Below are 18,809 nucleotides of genomic sequence, written 5' to 3'. Positions count from 1 at the left end.
CTAAAGGCACACGAGCAGGGGCACGAGCGAATATCCGCGCTCATGCCGCTGATTCGCGGATCGAACACCCAGCGTGACGCGTGGGTGTTCGAAATACTCGGTCACCTTGACCAGATCCGCGAGGTCCATGCCGCTGCCGACAGATTGTGTCCCAGATTCTGGAGCGCCACCGCGATCTGCTCGGCCGCCGGCTCCGGCACCGATCCATCGCACCCGGCTCAATTGCCCAAACCCGGCCCGGTGGCTCGAACGGTGCCGTCCTCGAAGACCAGCCGATAGATCGCGGGCGATCGGCATCGCGCTGTGGAACGCCCAGCCCACCTCGCGGCGACCGAACGCGATCAGCGCCCGGGAGATGAAGGTTCCGTGGCTGCCGATGACGACGGTCCGGGCGCGGTGCCGCTGCGCCAACTCCGTCAGGATCGCGGTGGCACGTCCGGAGAGCTGTTGCAGACTCTCACCTCCGGGCCTGGCGAACGATGGGTCGGCCCAGCTTTGGGCGTGGTATCGGGCGTAGTCGGGAGTCGGACCGATCCCGGAATCCCACTCGCGTAATCGGTTGTCGGTGAGGACCGGAAGGCCGGTGGAACGGGCCAGGGGTTCGACGGTTTGGACGGCGCGCAGGTAGGGGCTGGAGACGATCGCGGCAGGTTGTTCGGCGGCCAGTTGGGTCACCAGTCGCTGGGCCTGCCCTCTACCCGCGCCGGTCAACGAACGCTCGTGGTCACCCGGTCCACCCGGTCGCGGGATGAAGGGCTGCGCGTGGCGAACCAGAACCAGCACGGATCGCATGGACACCTGCCGCACTCCCGCCCCTCCTTCCGGGTTGTCTCGTCAGCACGGGGCTCGATCGGAAACGACTGCGATGTGTCTACTCCCGTGGCCGACGACGAACGCGGCCGCTTTGCCGTGGGCGGCGGTTCCGCTCGCACGCACCGAAGGGAATGCCGACCGGTCCTGCGCGAGGCGCCGCACCACCTCCGGGAGCAAGGTGTGCTCGGCGTCGAGGACCCGCGCGCCGAGCGTGTCGGCGGTGTCGCCGGGCAGGACCGGCACCTCGGCCTGGGCGAGGACCGCACCGGAGTCGTATTCGCCGGAGACGACATGGACGGACGCGCCGCTGACGGAGTCTCCGGCGTCGAGAACGGCTCGGTGCACGTGCCTGCCGTACATGCCGGGGCCGCCGTGGCGGGGCAGCAAGGCGGGGTGGACGTTGATGATCCGGCCGGCGAATTCGGCTTCGGTGCGCGGCCCGATCTTCTTCGAATATCCGGCGGTCACCACGAGTTCGGCCGAGTGCTCGACGAGTGCGGCGCGGATGGCTTCGTCCGGGTCGTCGTGGGTGCGCCCGGACAGGTGCCGGTCGGGGATCCGGTGGTCGCGGGCGTAACGCAGCGCACCGGAGTCGCTGTTGTTGCTGATGACGAGCACGATCCGGAACCGCGCGCCCGGGTCGAGGGAAGCGTGGTGCAGCGCACGCAGATTGGATCCGTTGTGGGAGGCGATCACCGCGATCCGAAGCTCCGGCATGGTCACTCAGTCTTTCACAGCGACCACCGTGCGCAGGCAGCGACGCGAGTCCGGGCGTCGCTGCCTGCGCACGGGACGAGCCGGGGTCTTGCCATGCCCCGGCCGCGGCGGCGTAGTGGTCAGCGGTCGGCGTGCGGCCGGTGGGCGTGGTCTTCGAGGGGAGCGGGCCACTGGTCGATGTGGGTGAGGGGGGTGCGGCGGCGGGCTGGGAGCAGATCGAGGAAGCCGCGATCGGCGCGGAGTCTCGAACGGGCTCGGCCGACGTAGTATCCGACGTGCTGGGCGTCGCGATGCCTGCGGCGGGCTTCGGCGAGCCATCCGGTGGCCTGGCGCACGGCGTCGGTGCGGGTGAGGGGTGGGTCGGTGGGCAGCAGCAGGGTGGCGTGATCGGGGTCGGCGACGATCGCGGAGCCGAGGTGTTGCAGGCAGCGGCCGATGCCGGGGTCGTCGTCGAGCGCGCGGTAGCCGGTCAGGGCGAGTTGCCAGCAGCGCAGGGCTCGGCGGGGTTCGCCGCGGGCCCACCACAGAGCGCCCATGGTCTCGTGGGTCTGCGCGCGTCCGTCGGGATCGAGGCCCGCGCGGGTGAGAGATTCGGCGAGTTCGAGACGATCCTGCGCGGCGTCGAGGCGTCCTTGCCGGATGTGCACCACCGCGAGGTTGATCAGTGCGCACACCTCACCGGCGACGTCGTCGCGCGGCAGCAACCACCACGCGGTCTCCAACTGGTCGGCCACCTTGTCGAGATCCGGCGCCGCGGTGGCCAGCGTGCCCAGGGCCGTCTGATGTTCCCAGCGGGCAGCCAGGCTCGTGGACAGCCGCCGCGGCCGATAGCCCCGCGGCCGCGCGTTCAGCCGGCCCGCCCGCAGCATCACCAGGTCGCGGTTCAGCTCGTCGATGCCGGGAAGTGAGCGCAGGTCGTCGGCCAACCCATTCGCGTTCTCCCCCAAACCCTTTCGGGCGTACCACACGTCCAAGGCGTGGCCGAGGCGTATGAGATGCCCGACCGCTACCTGGGGGAATTCCACACCCGGATCGGTTTCGGTGTCCGCTGCCGCCGCGCACGCGGCCACCAGGGCGCGCAGGTAGGGTTCCTCGGTCTCGAACCAGCGGCGAGCGCCTACGGCGAAGCGCCGTGACTCCAGCGCGATCGCCCAGCGGCCTGCTCGATCGGCGTAGTGGTGCAGTAGCGCGGTCAGCGCCGCGGCCCACTGCGGTCCGGCGGTCACCGTCGCGCGATCCGGAAACTTCGGCACCAGACGCACGCAGAACCGCTGCGCGCCATCGGGGGCGAGGACCCCGCGGCGGCGCAGACCCTCCAGCAGTTTCGCCGCGGTGCGCGCCGAGGGTTCTCGGGCCAGCGGCAACCGCCCCGGCGTGTCCCGAATGGCGTTGAGCACTGCGAGCAACGCGACGGTTTCGTAGTCGTGCACCGGCAGGTCCCGCAACACAGCGGCGATGAGGTGCCCGTTCAACGCCGCGACTTGCCGTGGGGGCGGCGCGGCCACCCGCGGTCCGGCGTCGGCCAGTGCGGGGCCCGGTTCGACGAGACCGGCGATCAGGTCCATTTCACGGGCGGTGCGCACCTTGGTGCGATACCCGCGGGCGAACCGGGACAGCGCATAGGTCGCGGCCGCGGCGATGAACAGCACCGACAACCAGCGCAGCGGCCCGTTGAAGAACTGCACGAGGGCGTTCTCGCCGAACGAGTTCACCACCAGGGTGCGCACCAGCTCGAACAGCACGGTGTAGGCGACCAGCGACGCGGTGCCCAGAAAACCGATCCAGATGGACGATCGCGGCGTCGCGGTCTGCCCGACCGGTTCGGTGGGTTCGGTCGATGTACTCACCCGGTTCCTCCCTTGCCCCACCGGTGGCCACCGATGGGGTCCGCTTCATCGCAGCACTCCACCGGTCAGCCCGGGCACGACCCAGCGCCGCCAGGTGACCAGTAGCAGCGCCACCGGCAGCACGGCCGATACCAGCGCTCCCGCGGCCAGTTGCGCGATGTTCTCACCGAATTGCCGTGCTTCGCCCCACAGCAGCAGCGACCACGGGCTCGCTCCCGCTCCGCTGACCACGAGGCCGATGAAGAAGTCGTTCCACACCTGGACGAATTCGAGCACCGCCACCGCCCCCAGCGCGGGCCCGGAGGAGGCCAGCACGCGCTGGGCGATGGTGCCCGGACTGGCCAGGCCGTGCAGGGCGTCGGAGGCCGTGCTGCCCGGTGGGGCGAGCATCGCGCCGCGCAGCACGAGGATGGCGACCGGCAGTCCGGCGGCGGCGTGCACGAGGATCAGCGGGATCCGCGTTCCCGACAGCTCGTAGGCGTCGACGAGACCGTCGAGCGGCCCGAGGTAGGTTTGCGCCGGGATCACCGCGAGCACCACCAGTGCCACGACGGCCAGCCGGGCGGCGGTGCCGTTGGGTCGCAGCGCGGCCAGCCGGTAGGCCACCGGAACGGCCGCGGTCACCACGACCACCGTCGCGATCCCCGCGACCCAGGCGGTGGTCTGCAATGAGCGCCACAATCCGTCGTCGCCCAATACCAGAGCGACGGCGGAGAATCCGAAGCCCTCGTGTCTGTGCACACCGGTGTAGGCGAGTACGCCGATCGGGTACAGCACCAGCAGCGAGACCAGCACGATGCCCGCCGCGCGCCCGGGACCGATGCGCCGCCGTCCCGCCACCGAGATCGCGCGCACCGCCGACCAACTCGCGCGGTGCCTGCGCACGTCCACTTGCAGCAGCCAGGCGACCGCGCCCACCAGCACCGCCAGCGGCAGCGTGTAGGCCGCGGCGACGCCGGGGTCGGCGTCGGCGTCCAGCCGCCACCAATGCACGGTCGCGCTGTCGACCTGGTACTCGAGCGCCCCGGGCACCCCGATCAGCACCACGTCGAACACGCGCGCGGCCGCGACCCCCACGGCCAGCCCGGCGATCAGCAACACCGGGCGCAGCAGCTCGTAGAGGCGGATCGCCAGCGGCCTGCCGTCGTCGCGGTAGAGGTACCCGGCGCGCGCCGGATCGGCCTCTATCGCATGGATTCCCGCACGGAACAGCGCGGTGAGGAAGCCCAGCCAGGTCCACAGGAACGCCGACCCGAGCATCGCCGCCAGCCACCACCGATAGATCCCGACATCCTGGATGTCCAGCCATCGGGCGCCGTTGCCGAAGATCACCCGGAACGCCACCCCGGATACGAACGCCGACACGCCGAACGGAACGATCAGCGGCAGCCACAGCCATCGCGCCGCCCGCCCCCACCAGGCGATCGCCAGCGCCAGGATCAGCAGCCCGATCCCGAAGGCCACCCACAGCAGCGTGCGCAGGTAGGCGCCGCGGCCGTCGGCGGTCATCGTGCCGCCCAGCAGCCACAGTCCGCCGACGGTGCCGCCGATCGCGAAGACCCACGCCAGGATTCGTCTCCGCGGCGCTTTCAGCCGCCTGCGCAGCGCCGCGGGCAGCAGCGCACTCGCGGCGACGATCGCGCACGCGAGGACCTCCACCGGGCGTGCCCGTGCGGCGATGAGGACGGTCCATCCGGCGGGCAGCGCCAACAGCGCGACCGTCAGTACCGTCGCGGGCAGTCCCGCCAGCCAACCCAGCCACCGGCGTGGCCTGCCGCCGGGAACCAGCGGTCCGCGCATGCGGCGGGTGGCCAGCTCGATGCGCAGACCGTTGATGTCGAAATGCGGGGGCGAGGTCATCGGCGCTGCTCGATGTCGTCCAGCGCGGCGATCGCGCGTTCGGTGGCGTCGGTGACCCGTGTCTGCGCACCGTCACCGATCGCGATGAGGAATTCCGTCAGCACCCGCCACAGCCCTTCCCGGCCGCCGACCGGCCCGATCCGGTCGGACAGATCGAAGGTGCTGCGGGCGGCGAGTTCCCGCGCCGAGGGTGCCAGCAGCGGCGAGTAGTCCGCCTCGGTCCGCAGGTTCGGCGCCAGGAAACCGCCGTAGCGCTGGATCCACGGCAGCGGGGCGCGGTCCGCGGCCAGTTTCTCGACCAGTTCGCCCGCACGCTGGTTCGCCTGCTGCGTCACCACGATCACGTCGCCGCCGACGATCTTCGGCCGCACCGACGCGGCGGTCACCGCCGGGAACGGCACGACCCCGACGGCGTCTTCGACCTCGCGCCCGGAGGCGCGGACCGCGCTGCGCACGATGGGTTCGGCGAAGTCGGGGGCGACGACCGCCGCGGCGCGGCGGTGCTGGAACACGTCCCGGACGGCGTCGGAGAATTGCCTGGTCAGGGCGACGCCGACGCCACCGGGGAAGGCGTGGCGTTGCCCCCACAACACTCCCAGATGCCCGAACGCGGCCCGCACCGCCGGGTTGTCCCACTCGCGGCTGTGCTTGGAGGCCAATTCGTCGTAGATGCGCGGGGATTCGGCGAGCAGCACGTTCTCGAAGAAGTCGGTCAGCACCCATCCGTCGGCGGCGGCCAGCGCGAGCGGGCGGATCGGCGTCTGGGCGAGCACCTCCATCCGGTCGACCCAGTCCCCGAGCATCCACGCGGCCGGTTCACCCAGGCCGTGGGTGGCGAACTGCTGCCGGTCGAACCACACCAGTGACTTGTCCGCGGCCTTGAACGGCACACCGTAGAGCCGATCCTCGTAACGCAGCAACTGCTGCCAGGGCTGGGCGTATCGGGTGCCGAGTTCGTCGGCCCACACCGTCTCGTCGACAGGCCGCAGTTCGTGGCGTTCGGCGAGTTCACGCACCCGTCCCGCCTGCGGAAGCAACACCACGTCCGGTGCGGACCGGCCGCCCGCGGTGAACGCGGTGTCGGTGTTGTCGCCGAGGGGGATCACTTCGACCGCGAAACCCAGGTCCAGTCCGGCCAGCACGGTGTGGAAGGCCGCCAGTTCCTGTCCGCTCCAGGACACCCCTACGCGCACCGCGTCGGAGCTGCCCAACAGCAGGTCCGGCGCGCACGCAGCGGCCAGCGGGACAACCATTCCCGCTTGCAGCACCGCTCTACGCGTGCTCATCGACCCCCGATGTCATTGCGTGCCAATCGAACCCGATTATGCGGCAAAGCCGTCACGCCGGTGGGCACTTCGCGATCTTCGTCCGCCGAAACTCCCGTGCGCGGCGGCTGCCGCTGCTCTCGCATCCTCGAGCAAGCCGCCGCCGAGGTCGCGCGCGACACTGGCGCTGAGCGGTGCCGCCTACGCCGCGCTGGGTATCCGTGCCGCTCGCTACCGGTTGTCGCTGCCCGGTCGGGCCGCGCGGTTCGAGCGCCGCTGCCGTGACCGTGGGTTGCGCGTGGGCGCCGACTCGCCGGGATGGCCGCCGCCGACGCGCTCGACCGCATCCGAGCCCTGCCGGCGGTGCACAGCGCCGAACTGTGGGGCGTGGTGTGACCGGCCGATCGTTTCGGTGTAAGCCTTGTCACAGTCTGGTACATGAGCGTACCGTACGACTGGTACATCGGAGTACCACGCGAGGAGGTGGGCATATGCCCGCTGTGCGACTGCCAGAAGGACCAACTACCCCACCGATCGTGCAGAGCCTGCAAATCCTGACCGGACGCACCCGCACCTGGCGGCGCATGCACGAGCGCTACGGGTCGGCCTTCACCATCCAGATGCCCAGGTTCGGGCGATCGGTGGTGCTCGCCGACCCCGCCGAGATCAAAGCGCTGTTCACCGCGAGCACCGACGTCATCGACAACGTCGACGTCAACCTCGGCGAATTCCTCGGGCCCGGATCGTTGTTCGCGCTGACCGGCACGGAACACCGCAAACAGCGCAAACTGCTCACCCCGCCCTTCCACGGCCGCCGACTCGCCGTGTACGACGCGCTGATCGAAGCCGAAGCCGTCCGCGAGATGCGTTCGTGGCCCACCGGCCGCGAGTTCGCGACGATGGATTCGATGATGCGGATCACGCTGAACGTGATCCTGCGCGCGGTCTTCGGCGCCGAGGGAGCGGAGTTCGAGCAACTACGCCAGTTGCTGCCCAAACTCGTTTTCATCGGATCCGCCCTTGCCGCGTTCCCGGTGCCCAAGGGGGCGCTGGGCAGATTCGGCCCCTGGTCCCGGTTCGCGGCCTACCGCCGCCGCTACGACGACATCGTGGGCCTGCTCATCGACCGCGCGCTCCGCGACGGAATCGACGAACGCGACGACGTGCTGGCGATGATGCTGCAAGCGCGCTACGACGACGGCTCCGCCATGTCGCGCAGTGAGATCGCCGACGAATTGCTGACCCTGCTCACCGCTGGGCACGAGACCACGGCGACGACATTGTCGTGGACGATCGAGCGGCTGCGCAGGCACCCGGAGGTCCTGCGCCGCTTGGTCGCCGAAGCCGATGCCGGCGGCTCGCAGCTGCGTGAGGCGACACTGCTGGAGGTGCAGCGCGTGCGCCCGGTCATCGACGCCACCATTCGCCAGGTCCGGGCCGATACGTTGCCGCTGGGCCGGTGGACGTTGCCGAAAGGGCAGAAGGTCCTGGTCAGCATCCGGCTGATGCACGACAACGAGCAGCTGTTCCCGAATGCCCGCGCCTTCGACCCCGATCGTTTCCTCGGCGTGCGGCCCGGCACATTCAGCTGGATCCCGTTCGGCGGCGGCAGCCGCCGGTGCATCGGCGCCGCGTTCGCCATGATGGAGATGAACGTCGTGCTGCGCACCCTGCTGCGGGATTTCACGCTGGAGCCGACCGACGCCCGCGACGAACGCCCGCACTTCCGCGGCGTCGCCCTCGCCCCGGCCAAGAAGGGCCGCGCCGTGGTGCACCGCCGCACCGCGCGACCCGGTGTCCCGGCGCTCGACCACGCCGCTGGGGCGACGGCATGAGCGAGCGACTCGCCGACGTCGGCGGCGGCGTCACCCTGGCCTACGAGCAGTACGGCACGGGCGGGATCCCGCTTCTGCTGGTCGCCGGGCTCGGCCAGCAATTCCACGACTGGCCCGAGGGGTTGTGCGAGCTCCTGGCGGCGCGTGGCTACCACGTCATCCGTTTCGACAATCGCGACGCGGGCCGCTCCACGCACGGCCACTTCCCGCCACCGGGCCCGGTCGAGCTGCTGGCCCGGCGCTGGCACCGCGATCAATACACGCTGGCTGATCTGGCCGCCGACACCGTGGGCCTGCTCGACGCGCTCGAGCTGCCCCGAGCGCATCTGGTCGGCATGTCGATGGGCGGCATGATCGCCCAGACCGTCGCCGCCCGCCATCCCGCCCGGGTCGGTTCCTTGACCTCGATCATGTCCACCACCGGCGCCGCGCGCGTCGGGCGCCCGGCGTGGTCGACCTGGCGATTGATGCTCGGCAGGCCCGCCCGCACCCGCGACGAGCACATCGACCGGGCCGTGCGCATGTACCGGCACATCCGGTCGGCCGCCTACCCGTTCGACGAGTCCGCGGTGCGCGCGACGGCGGCCAGGACCTGGGACCGGGATCCGGCCCCCGCCGCGGGCGTCGGCCGTCAACTGGCGGGCATCCTGAAATCCGGTGACCGGACCGGTGAACTGCGCGCGGTGACCGCCCCGACACTGGTCGTGCACGGTGACCGCGACCTGATGGTCGCACCGACCGGCGCCACCGCGACCGCTCGCGCGATCCCCGGCGCTCGCCTGCGCACCCTGGCGGGCATGGGCCATGACCTGCCCGCCGCGGTGTGGCCGAGTCTCGCCGACCTCATCCACGAACACATCCGCACCACCGAAACCAGGAGCATCGATGCCCCGCACCTGTAGGCCACTGTCGGGCCGCCCGGTGATGATCACCGGCGCGGCCTCCGGCATCGGCCGCAGCCTCGCCCGATCGCTGTCGGCCACAGGCTCTCCCGTAGCGATCGCCGATATCGACCAGGCCGGGCTGAAAGAAACCGCCGCCGCGCTCACCGGCCCGGTACTGACCCGGGTCCTGGACGTGCGCGACGCCGCCGACCAGCTCGCCTTCGCCGACGAAGTCCGCGACTGGCTGACCGCGCCGCTCGCCGCGGTGTTCAACAACGCCGGTGTCGCGGTCTCCTCCTCGGTGCTCGACGCCGTCCCCGAGGACGACGAATGGCTGCGGCGGATCAACTTCGACGGAGTCGTCAACGGCACGCGCGCCTTCCTGCCCATCCTCGTCGAGCAGGATCACGGCGTCATCGTCAACACATCGAGCGTGTTCGGGCTGCTCGGCATGCCCAACCAAAGCGCCTACTGCGCGGCGAAATTCGCGGTGCGCGGGTTCACCGACGCCCTGCGCCAGGAACTACGCGGCACCGGGGTGTCCGCGGTGAACGTCCACCCCGGCGGCATCAGCACCAACATCGCGCACAACGCCCGGGTCCGCAAGGACCCCGAGGGCCGGGGCCGCACGCACGAGCAGATGGCGGCCGAATTCGAGGCGCTGACCCTCACCACGCCGGAGAAAGCGGCCGAAATCATCCGCCGCGGCGTCGAACACGGCAAATCCCGCATCCTCGTCGGACCCGACGCCTATCTGTTCGACCTCTTGGCGCGGGTGACACCCACCCACTACTACGGCGTGGTCGCGTTGCTCGAGCGCCGCCTGCGCACCCGCGACACCACAGGAGCACCGGCATGACCGAACACCTCGACGTCCTGATCGTCGGCGCGGGCCTGTCCGGCATCGGCGCGGCCCACCACCTGCAGGCGGCGTTCCCCGCCCGCAGCTACGCGATCCTCGAGGCACGCGACGACCTCGGCGGCACCTGGGATCTGTTCCGCTACCCCGGCGTGCGCTCGGACTCCGACATGCACACCCTCGGATACCGGTTCCGCCCGTGGACGCAAGCCGAGGCCATCGCCGACGGCCCCGCCATCCTGCGCTACATCCGCGATGCCGCCACCGACGCCGGCATCGACCGATTCATCCGCTACGGACATCGGGTGACCGACGCGTCCTGGTCCAGCGCCGAGTCCCGCTGGACCGTGCTGGCCGAACACGACGGCGCCACAAGTGAGATCACCTGCGATTTCCTGCTCGTGTGCAGCGGCTACTACCGTTACGACGAGGGCTACACACCGCAGTTCGCCGGCGTCGAGGAATTCGGCGGCCGACTGGTACATCCACAGCACTGGCCCCAGGACCTGGACTGTGCGGGCAAGCGGGTGGTCGTCATCGGCAGCGGCGCCACCGCCGTGACCCTGGTCCCGGCTCTGGCCCGGACCGCAGCACAGGTGACGATGCTGCAACGGTCGCCGACCTACATCCTGCCCGTCCCCGCCCGCGACACCGTGGCCGACCGGCTGCGGCGACTGCTGGGCCCGCGGCGCGCGTACACTGTCGTCCGCTGGAAGAACGTGCTGATCAGCACGCTGATCTACCAGTTCAGCAGGCGGCGGCCCCGGCAGATGCGCAAGTTCATCCGCGATCTGACCATCAAGCGACTGCCCGACGGTTACGACGTCGACACCCACTTCAAACCGTCCTACCAGCCGTGGGACCAGCGGCTGTGCCTGGTGCCGGACGGCGATCTGTTCCGCGCGATCCGCGACGGCCGCGCCACGGTCGTCACCGATCGCATCGACACGTTCACCGCGACCGGACTGCGCCTGGCCTCCGGGCGCGAACTCGACGCCGACGTGGTGGTGACCGCGACCGGACTGCGACTGCTCGCACTCGGCGGCATCCGGCTCGCGGTGGACGGACACGAGGTCGCGCTGCCACAGACCATGGCCTACAAGGGGATGATGCTCAGCGGAGTACCGAACTTCGCCTTCACCATCGGCTACACCAACGCGTCCTGGACACTGAAAGCCGACCTGGTCAGCGAGTTCGTCTGCCGGTTGCTGCGCCACATGGACGAGGGCGGCTACCGGCAGACCACCCCGTGGCCGGACCCCGCCGTGGCACCGGAGCCACTGCTGGACTTCCCGGCCGGCTACGTGCTGCGCGACATCGACCGCTTCCCCAAGGCCGGCTCCCGGGCCCCGTGGCGGCTGGGTATGAGCTACGGCCACGATGTGCTCACCCTGCGCTACGGCCGCATCGACGACGGCACCATCCGCTTCACCGGCGCGGACGCACCGGCCCACGATGCCCAGGCCGTGGCACAGGGGCGCGATTCCGGGCAGGTGACGCCCTGACCGCGCGCCGGTGCGCGACACCCGCCCGCCGTGCGGCTCGGGCCGGGCGCGGTGACCCGAGTGGAGAAACTAACCTGATTCTCGTGACCCGCGCCGAGCCCGTACCCCGCACCTCCGCCGACAACGGCTCGGATTCCGGGTTTCGCCGCCGCCTGCTCGACGCCATGGCCGTCGCCGTGCGCGAACGCGGATACCAGGACTCCACCGTCGCCGACGTGGTCCGCCACGCCCGCACCTCGCGCCGCACCTTCTACGAGCACTTCACCAGCAAACAGGACTGTTTCATCACCCTGCTGACCGAGCGCAACAAGGAGACGATCCAGCAGATCGAGGCCGCGGTCGACCCGCACATGCCGTGGCGCACCCAGGTGCGCCACGCCATCGAGGCGTGGATACGCACCGCACAGGACGATCCCTCCATCACCCTCAGCTGGATCCGCGTCGTCCCCGCCCTCGGCGAGGACACCCGTCACCTGCAACGCGAGGTCGGCGAAACGTTCATCGCCCTGATCCGGAAACTCACCGACACACCGGAATTCGCGGCCGCCGGACTGCGGCCACCGTCCCGGCAGGTGGCGACCATCCTGTTCGGCGGCTTCCGGGAACTCATCGCCACCACCGTGGAAGACGGCGGCGATATCGGCGGCATGGTCGAGGTGGCGGTCGAATCCGCGATCGCGCTGATCGGACCGCACACCTAGCGCTCGGCCGCGGTCACCGCTTCACCGGGCGGCGTCGACGAATGCTCCGCCGGTCGACACCGGCACCACCGCGCTGCAGTCGAGTTCCGTGGCCACCGCGACATCTTGCGCGAACCCGCCCTCGGTCAGTTCCCGGCCGGAGGCGCAATCGCGAATCAGCGCCGCGACGTCGGCGATCGCGTCGTACGCCACCGCCGCGGCATGCGCCTCCGCAGACAGCGGCCCCGCTCCGATACGCGCCAGCGCCGCGGCGATCGCCCCCGCACCCAGCCAATCCTCGACCGCGGGCCGCAACTCCGCGCCGCCGGGCCACTGCTCGCCTGCGGCGATCACCGCGACCGGCGCCCGCGCGGTACCCCACCCCTGCCCCGCGATCCAGCGAGCGACCGCGCCCGCGTTGCGCAGGCACGCCGCCACCACCGGCACACCGCTGACCGCCGCGGCGATGGCCGAACCGTTCGGTGAGGGCAGCACGAGCCGCTCGGCCACCGGCGCACGCCGCAACGCCGCCGGAGACAGCGACCACGGCTGCTGCTCGGACACCGCCCGCCGCCCCACCGCCAGCGCCGCGCCCTGCCGCGCGGCGAACTCCGCGGCCGCATCGTCGCGCCACGGGTAGGGCAGCACCTGTGTCCCTGCTTCGACAGCGACCGACACCGATGTCGTGAACGACAGAACGTCGACCACCACTACGCACGCGCTGCCGGGCCCGAGCGCCATCGCACCGGCCGAACCCCACTCCAGCCGAACACCCCACGACCGTTGCCGCGCCCACTCGGCGATCTGCGGCATGCTCGTCCCCCGATCTATGCCCCGCGCGGCGACGGCCTGTGGCACGCGAGTGCGTGCGTCACAGACTCGCCCACCGGATCACCTTCGCGCTCTCTCCGGCTCAGCCCTGCTTGGGCCGGTAGAACCATTCCTCCAAACTGAAATCTTCTCGAATCTTCTTCTGCTCCACCAGGAACTGTTTGGTCCCCGTCAGCAACTGGATGCCCAGCGGCGCGAAGATCTCGTCCGGGATGTAGCTCGGGCGCGCGGTCGCCCGTACCACCGCCTCCGGCGACTTCGACTGCGCGACCTCATAGTTCACGTAGTCGTCCCAATGCTCCTTCGCATACCGGTTGGCTTCGACCATGACCGACTGCCATGCGCCACCGAATTCCGGATGACTGTCCAGGAACTCCTGGCTGCTGACCGAGGAGCTGGTGCCCGCGAGATCGGGATGGTTGTCGTGAATCGAGTCGACCTGGTGGAAACCTTTGGCCAGAAACGATCGGAAAAACGACGACGGGTTCACATCCGGCAGCGCGACCGCCGCGATATCACCGCCGTTGAGCGGGGCCTCCGCGTCGGTGGCCAGCAGATGCACCAGCTGCGCCTGAATGCCCTCGGCCTTCAGCGCACCCTGCAGGTAGCGATCGATGTACGAACCGGATTGCACGCCGATCTTTCTGCCCGCCAAATCCTTCAGCGTCCGGATCGCCGGATCCTTCGCCACCACACCGGCGTTGTAATTCACCGCCGCGATGGCCAGCAGCCGCGTTGTCAATCCACTGCCGCGCGCGACCAGAGCGGGCGTGTCCCCGTAGGTGGCGACGTCGAGGCGGCCACCGACCAGCGCCTGATTCAAGTCGGGACCGTTGGGGAAGCTGTAGACCTCGATGTCGTCCACACCCAGCGGCTTCAGCGCAGGCAGCAAGGCCCCGCGCTGGTGGGCGAACCCGACCGGCCCGGTGAGCACGTTACCGGTGCCGATGGTGCCGATACGGAGGGTCTTGATCTCGGCGCGGGTCGCCGAGCCCGCGTCGTCGGCCCCGCAGCCGGTGACGGCCACCAACAGCGCCGACACCAGAGCGGACACGATCAGCCTGAATACGCGCATGATTCGCTTTCGTCGATCAGAGTTCGGACAGCCGCGGCGGCGGAGCGCCGTGCGGCAGACGCGGCCCCACCGCGACGAGACTGCCGGGTGTGCGGCCGCGACCCCACCCCAACTCCCTGCGGTAGCGGCCGATGTGGTCCTCGCCGACCGCGCCGGGATCGGCCAGCGGAGTCGCCTCCGGGTCGACGTACAGCGCGTCCGTGGGGCAGTACGCCTCGCACATGAAGCAGGTCTGGCAATCGGATTGCCGCGCGATGACCGGGATTCCGCCGTCGGTGCGATCGAAGACGTTCGTGGGGCACACGTCCACGCATTTGTCACAGGCGATGCAGTCACCCGCGCGCAAGATCTCGATCATGCCGCCACCGCCGAGGCGCCGCTCGCCGCGGCCGTCGCCGTCCACACCTCGTCCAAACCGCCGGACAGGATGTGGTGGTGCTGCCGCGGATCCAGATCCGGGTGATCGGCGCGTTTGCTCATCCCGCGCGTCTCCGTGCGCGCCAACGTCGACCGATACATCAACCGTCCCACAGCGGTGATCGCGGCGGCCTGCCGCGCCCGCACCCGCTCGTCTCCGGTCCCGCCGCCCAGACCGCGCGCGGCGTGCTCCCACACGTCGTCCAGATTCGCGAGCGCGGGCCGGATCCGGTCACCATGGCGCAGGTAATTCTTCTCGAACGGGATCAGCTCCTGCTGCGCGGCCTCGACCACGTCCACGGCCCGGACCGACCCACCGTGCTCCGGCCGCAACCCGGTGCGCCCGGCGCCACGCAGATCGGCACTCCGAGGACCACTCGATCGCAACGCGAACCTCGCCGCTCCGCGTCCTGCCCAACTGCCCGACGACATCGCCCACGCCGAGTTGTGGCTGCCGCCACCGGTGAATCCGCCGCAGATCCGTTCCCTGGTCGCCGCGTCACCCGCGGCGTACAGGCCCGGCACCGTGGTGGCGCAGTCGTCGTCGACGACATCGATGCCGCCGGTGCCGCGGACGGTGCCCTCGGCGAGCAGGTCCACCTCGAACCGGTCGGTGAACGGGTCGATGCCGCGCCGATCGAACTGCAGGAAGAAATTCGGCTGCCCCAGCCGCATCTGCGCCTGAACCGTCGCATCGGCACGATCGAGCTGGGCGAACACCTTCTCCCGCAGCAGGGTCCGCGCGATCACCGAACGGCCCTTGGTCGAGCCCGCGCCCTCGAGCACTCGCCCGTCCTCGTGGAAGAAGGTCGCATACCCGTAGTAGGCGGTCTTGGTGATCGTCGAACCCTTCGGCACGATCGCGTACGCGTTGGAGAATTCCATGCCCGAGAAGCGGGCGCCCACCTCGGCCGCCATCAGCGCGCCGTCACCGGTGTCGACGTTGGTGCCCAACGCCCGGGACAGGAACGCGCAGCCCCCGCTCGCGAGCACCACCGCACCCGCGGCCACGCGATAGTCCCGCTCGGCCTGGCGCTGGTAGCCCGCCGCGCCGCGCACCACGCCGTCGGCGTCGACCAGCAATTCCAGCGCCGGCGAGTGGTCGAGGATGCGCACCCCGATCCGTTTCACCCACGCCCGCATCCGGCGCATGTACTCCGGGCCCTGCACGCCGGTGCGGATCTGCGCCCCGGTACCGGGGTCCACGGGGAACGGGTACCGGCCCTCCACCGCGAGCCGATCCATGTTCGCGTAGGTCTGATCGAGCACCCGGTCCATCCAGTAGTGATCGGCCAGGTGCCCGCCCAGCGCTTCCCGGCTGGCTTTCGCGTTCGCCCGCGCGGTCGCCTCCGGCGCCACGTACCACACGCCGGTGCCGGCGGGGGCGGTAGCGCCGCTGGTCCCGCAGTAGCCCTTGTCCATCAACGTCACCTCGGCGCCCGCTTCCCTGGCGTGGATCGCGGCCCAGCAGGCCGCGGGCCCACCGCCGATCACCAAGACGTCCGTGCTGATCTGCAACGGTTCACTCATGCGTCTGCTCCTGTCGGTGCCTCGGGATTCACGCCGAGTGCGAGAAGCAACCGGCGGCGAAGTGCGGAGAATGCGGGGTCGACCACCGAACGCGGGCGGGCGACGGTGATGTCGAAGGATTCGGCGATGCGGCCATCGCGCAAAACAAGCGCCCGATCGGCCAGTAGCAGCGCCTCTTCCACGTCATGGGTCACCAGCAACACCGACTGGCGGTGCAGCGTCCACAGGCGAGCCACGAGGGCTTGCACTTTCAACCGGGTCAGCGCGTCGAGGGCGCCGAACGGCTCGTCGAGCAGCAACAGTTCCGGATTGCGGACCAGCGCCCTGGCCAGCGCCACCCGCTGAGCTTCACCGCCGGACAGCGTCGCGGGCCACACATCGGCCTTCGCGGTGAGCCCCACTTCCTCCAGCGCCGTCAGCGCCCGAGCCTTGGAAGCTCCCTCGACGCCGAGAACGACGTTGCGCCACACGCTGATCCAGGGAATCAACCGATGCTCCTGGAACACGATCGCCTTCGACCCGGGCACCTCGAACGAGCCGCCGAACCCACGATCCAGCCCGCCGATCCCGCGCAGCAGCGTGCTCTTGCCCGAGCCGCTGGCACCGAGCAGCGCGACGAATTCCCCCGGCGCGATATCCAAGTCGACCTCGCGCAGCACCGTGCGTCCGGCGAACGCGCGCGCCGCACCGCGAATGCGGACACCGGCCCCGATCGTGGCGGTCATCTACTTCCCCTCATAGCCGGTACGCCAGGACAGGAACCGGTGTTCCAGCACGCGCACGAACAGATCGGTGAGCAACCCGAGGCCCGCGTAGATCACCAGGACCAGGAAGATCTGGTCGGTCCGCAAGAACTCCTTGGCATCGTTCATCAGGAAGCCCAGCCCCGCCGGCGTGGTCTGCATCTCCGCGACCACCAGGGTGAGCCAGCCGACGCCCAGCGCCTGCCGCAGTCCGACGAAGATCTGCGGCAACGCGCCGGGCAGGATGATCTTCGTGGTCAGCTCGAACCGGTTGAGGCCAAGCGATTCCGCCGCCTCCACCAGCCGCCGGTCCACGCCGCGGATCCCGGCCAGCACGTTCAAGTAGATCGGGAAGATGGGCGCGACGATGATCAACGCGATCTTGAACGAATCCCCGATGCCGAACCAGATGATGAACACCGGCACCAGCGCCAACGTCGGCAGCATCCGCAATGCCTGCAACGGGCCGTTGACCAGATCCTCGGCGACCCGGAACAGTCCGGCCGCCACACCGCACACCAGGCCGATGCCGATGCCGATCGCCAACCCGACCGCCACCCGGCGACCGGAAGCGGCCAGATGCTGCCACAACTCACCCGACCGGATCAGCTCCCACCCCGCCTCGAGCACCTCGGTCGGCGCCGGAGTGGTCGCGCCGAGCCACGATCGGGCACCCAACTGCCAGATCACCACCGCCAAAATCAATCCGGAGGACGCCCGGACAAGGCCGAGCAGCCTGCGGGTGAACGGAGCCGGGCTTTCGCCGGTCGCCTCGGCAGCGGAAGAAGGTGGCGCCGATGTGGTCGGATCCAACTGCAATGTCATCGGACACGGTCCTCACACGAGAAGTACTGTCCGGAACAGTAAGGACCGCCGCCGGTTCACAGAATGGTTGCGATCAACGCGATCCTGAACCCGCGCCCGGCGCGGCCACCGCGCTCAGCAGGAAAGACGCGTGTTCGCCTCGGCGCCTGGATGCTCGGACCCGGATTTGCCCGGGACGGTCGTCCGGTCGAGTCATCGCTGGACGGAATCGTCCAGCCCGGCTGAGTGGTGCGCAGCCATCACCCGAACACCCGTTTCGCTCAGGCGCTCGGCAAGGGCAGGCAGAACCGTGGAGCACCCGGCGTCCAGCCGGAGCGCAGCCAGTTCGTCACCGCGCGTGCGGCCCCGATTGACGATGACGACGGGACAACCCCGTCTCGCGGCGTAGCGCACGAAACGCAGCCCGGACATCACCGTCAGCGACGACCCGGCCACCAGCACCGCGTCCGCGGCGTCGACCAGCTCATACGCCGCGGCGACCCGCTCCTTCGGCACGTTCTCCCCGAAATAGACGATGTCGGGCTTCAGCATGCCGCCACAGTGCGCGCAATCCACCATCCGGAAGTTTCCGGTGTCCCCGACCACCGCGTCCGCGTCGGGCGCGACCTCGAGGCCATCGGTCGTCACGGCCTGCGCGAAGCCCGGATTGGCCGCCTCCAGCCGGTCGGCCAGCGACATCCGCGACACCAGCGACGCGCAGCTCAGGCAACGCACCCGCGCGTAGGTGCCGTGCAGATCGATCACCCGTCGATGCCCCGCCTTGGTGTGCAGCAGATCCACATTCTGGGTGATCAGCCCGGTGACCACGCCCATGCGCTCCAGCCGTGCCAGCGCACGATGCCCGGGATTGGGGCGCGACCCGTCCATGCGCCGCCAGCCGACGTGATTGCGCGCCCAGTACCGCTGCCGGAACACCGGATCACCGACGAACTGCTGGTAGGTCATCGGGTTGCGAGGCGGCGAGGACGGACCACGATAGTCCGGGATCCCGCTGTCGGTCGAGATCCCGGCGCCGGTCAACGCGACGACCCGGCGCCCCTCGAGCAACCGCACCAGCTGCTCGAACCCGTCGCCCAGAGGTGTCCGCGCAAACTCCGACATGCCGTTCAGGGTACGGCGACGG

The 18,809-nt window shown here is 70.1% G+C and carries 17 protein-coding genes; 5 read left to right on the top strand and 12 right to left on the bottom strand.

Features of this window, described 5'->3' with window-relative positions:
- The 5 genes from ABZ420_RS08120 to ABZ420_RS08100 form a co-directional block, all read right to left on the bottom strand.
- Positions 1-792: a histidine phosphatase family protein gene (locus ABZ420_RS08120; protein WP_357118778.1), complete on the bottom strand. Its 792-nt coding sequence runs from the start codon at positions 790-792 to the stop codon at positions 1-3.
- Between the two features lie 42 nt (positions 793-834).
- On the bottom strand, positions 835-1,530 hold the full coding sequence (purN, locus tag ABZ420_RS08115) for a phosphoribosylglycinamide formyltransferase (RefSeq protein WP_357118653.1): 696 nt from the start codon (positions 1,528-1,530) through the stop codon (positions 835-837).
- Between the two features lie 119 nt (positions 1,531-1,649).
- The gene (locus tag ABZ420_RS08110) at positions 1,650-3,377 is read right to left on the bottom strand and encodes a tetratricopeptide repeat protein (RefSeq protein ID WP_357118650.1); all 1,728 of its coding nucleotides are present in this window, start codon (positions 3,375-3,377) and stop codon (positions 1,650-1,652) included.
- Between the two features lie 45 nt (positions 3,378-3,422).
- Positions 3,423-5,237, bottom strand: coding sequence for a hypothetical protein (locus ABZ420_RS08105; RefSeq protein WP_357118647.1), 1,815 nt, complete (start codon positions 5,235-5,237; stop codon positions 3,423-3,425).
- Positions 5,234-6,523, bottom strand: coding sequence for an ABC transporter substrate-binding protein (locus ABZ420_RS08100; protein WP_357118644.1), 1,290 nt, complete (start codon positions 6,521-6,523; stop codon positions 5,234-5,236). Before ABZ420_RS08100 ends, ABZ420_RS08105 begins: the two co-directional genes overlap by 4 nt.
- Positions 6,524-6,993: 470 nt before the next feature.
- On the opposite strand from ABZ420_RS08100, the gene ABZ420_RS08095 reads away from it, so the two are divergent.
- The 5 genes from ABZ420_RS08095 (at position 6,994) to ABZ420_RS08075 (ending at position 12,286) form a co-directional block, all read left to right on the top strand.
- Entirely contained in the window at positions 6,994-8,337 is a 1,344-nt protein-coding gene (locus ABZ420_RS08095) for a cytochrome P450 (protein WP_357118641.1), read from the top strand.
- On the top strand, positions 8,334-9,239 hold the full coding sequence (locus ABZ420_RS08090) for an alpha/beta fold hydrolase (protein ID WP_357118638.1): 906 nt from the start codon (positions 8,334-8,336) through the stop codon (positions 9,237-9,239). Before ABZ420_RS08095 ends, ABZ420_RS08090 begins: the two co-directional genes overlap by 4 nt.
- The gene (locus ABZ420_RS08085; protein ID WP_357118635.1) at positions 9,223-10,080 is read left to right on the top strand and encodes an SDR family NAD(P)-dependent oxidoreductase; all 858 of its coding nucleotides are present in this window, start codon (positions 9,223-9,225) and stop codon (positions 10,078-10,080) included. The genes ABZ420_RS08090 and ABZ420_RS08085 overlap by 17 nt, the downstream gene beginning before the upstream one ends.
- Positions 10,077-11,585: an NAD(P)/FAD-dependent oxidoreductase gene (locus ABZ420_RS08080; RefSeq protein ID WP_357118632.1), complete on the top strand. Its 1,509-nt coding sequence runs from the start codon at positions 10,077-10,079 to the stop codon at positions 11,583-11,585. Before ABZ420_RS08085 ends, ABZ420_RS08080 begins: the two co-directional genes overlap by 4 nt.
- Before the next feature lie 83 nt (positions 11,586-11,668).
- Positions 11,669-12,286: a TetR/AcrR family transcriptional regulator gene (locus tag ABZ420_RS08075; RefSeq protein WP_357118629.1), complete on the top strand. Its 618-nt coding sequence runs from the start codon at positions 11,669-11,671 to the stop codon at positions 12,284-12,286.
- A gap of 21 nt (positions 12,287-12,307) precedes the next feature.
- Here the strand turns inward: ABZ420_RS08075 and ABZ420_RS08070 are convergent, their stop codons facing one another.
- The 7 genes from ABZ420_RS08070 to ABZ420_RS08040 all read right to left on the bottom strand — a co-directional run bounded on the left by ABZ420_RS08070 (position 12,308) and on the right by ABZ420_RS08040 (position 18,787).
- A complete protein-coding gene (locus tag ABZ420_RS08070) occupies positions 12,308-13,078 on the bottom strand; it encodes a 2-phosphosulfolactate phosphatase (RefSeq protein WP_357118626.1) in 771 nt (256 codons plus the stop codon).
- A gap of 100 nt (positions 13,079-13,178) precedes the next feature.
- The gene (locus ABZ420_RS08065) at positions 13,179-14,171 is read right to left on the bottom strand and encodes an ABC transporter substrate-binding protein (protein WP_357118623.1); all 993 of its coding nucleotides are present in this window, start codon (positions 14,169-14,171) and stop codon (positions 13,179-13,181) included.
- 16 nt (positions 14,172-14,187) lie between these two features.
- Positions 14,188-14,529, bottom strand: coding sequence for a 4Fe-4S dicluster domain-containing protein (locus ABZ420_RS08060; protein ID WP_357118620.1), 342 nt, complete (start codon positions 14,527-14,529; stop codon positions 14,188-14,190).
- Positions 14,526-16,118, bottom strand: a complete 1,593-nt coding sequence (locus ABZ420_RS08055) for an FAD-binding protein (protein WP_357118617.1) — start codon at positions 16,116-16,118, stop codon at positions 14,526-14,528. Before ABZ420_RS08055 ends, ABZ420_RS08060 begins: the two co-directional genes overlap by 4 nt.
- Positions 16,115-16,843 (bottom strand): ABC transporter ATP-binding protein, encoded by a 729-nt coding sequence (locus ABZ420_RS08050; RefSeq protein WP_357118614.1) that lies wholly within the window; start codon positions 16,841-16,843, stop codon positions 16,115-16,117. The genes ABZ420_RS08055 and ABZ420_RS08050 overlap by 4 nt, the downstream gene beginning before the upstream one ends.
- The gene (locus tag ABZ420_RS08045; protein WP_357118611.1) at positions 16,844-17,686 is read right to left on the bottom strand and encodes an ABC transporter permease; all 843 of its coding nucleotides are present in this window, start codon (positions 17,684-17,686) and stop codon (positions 16,844-16,846) included.
- Positions 17,687-17,878: 192 nt separating this feature from the next.
- Complete coding sequence (locus tag ABZ420_RS08040) at positions 17,879-18,787, bottom strand: NAD-dependent protein deacetylase (RefSeq protein WP_357118608.1); 909 nt, start codon at positions 18,785-18,787, stop codon at positions 17,879-17,881.
- Between the last annotated feature and the right edge of the window lie 22 nt (positions 18,788-18,809).

The sequence above is a fragment of the Nocardia sp. NPDC005745 genome (assembly GCF_040630775.1).
In the GTDB taxonomy this organism is placed as follows: Bacteria; Actinomycetota; Actinomycetes; order Mycobacteriales; family Mycobacteriaceae; genus Nocardia.
This window is presented reverse-complemented; position numbering and strand designations above follow the sequence as displayed.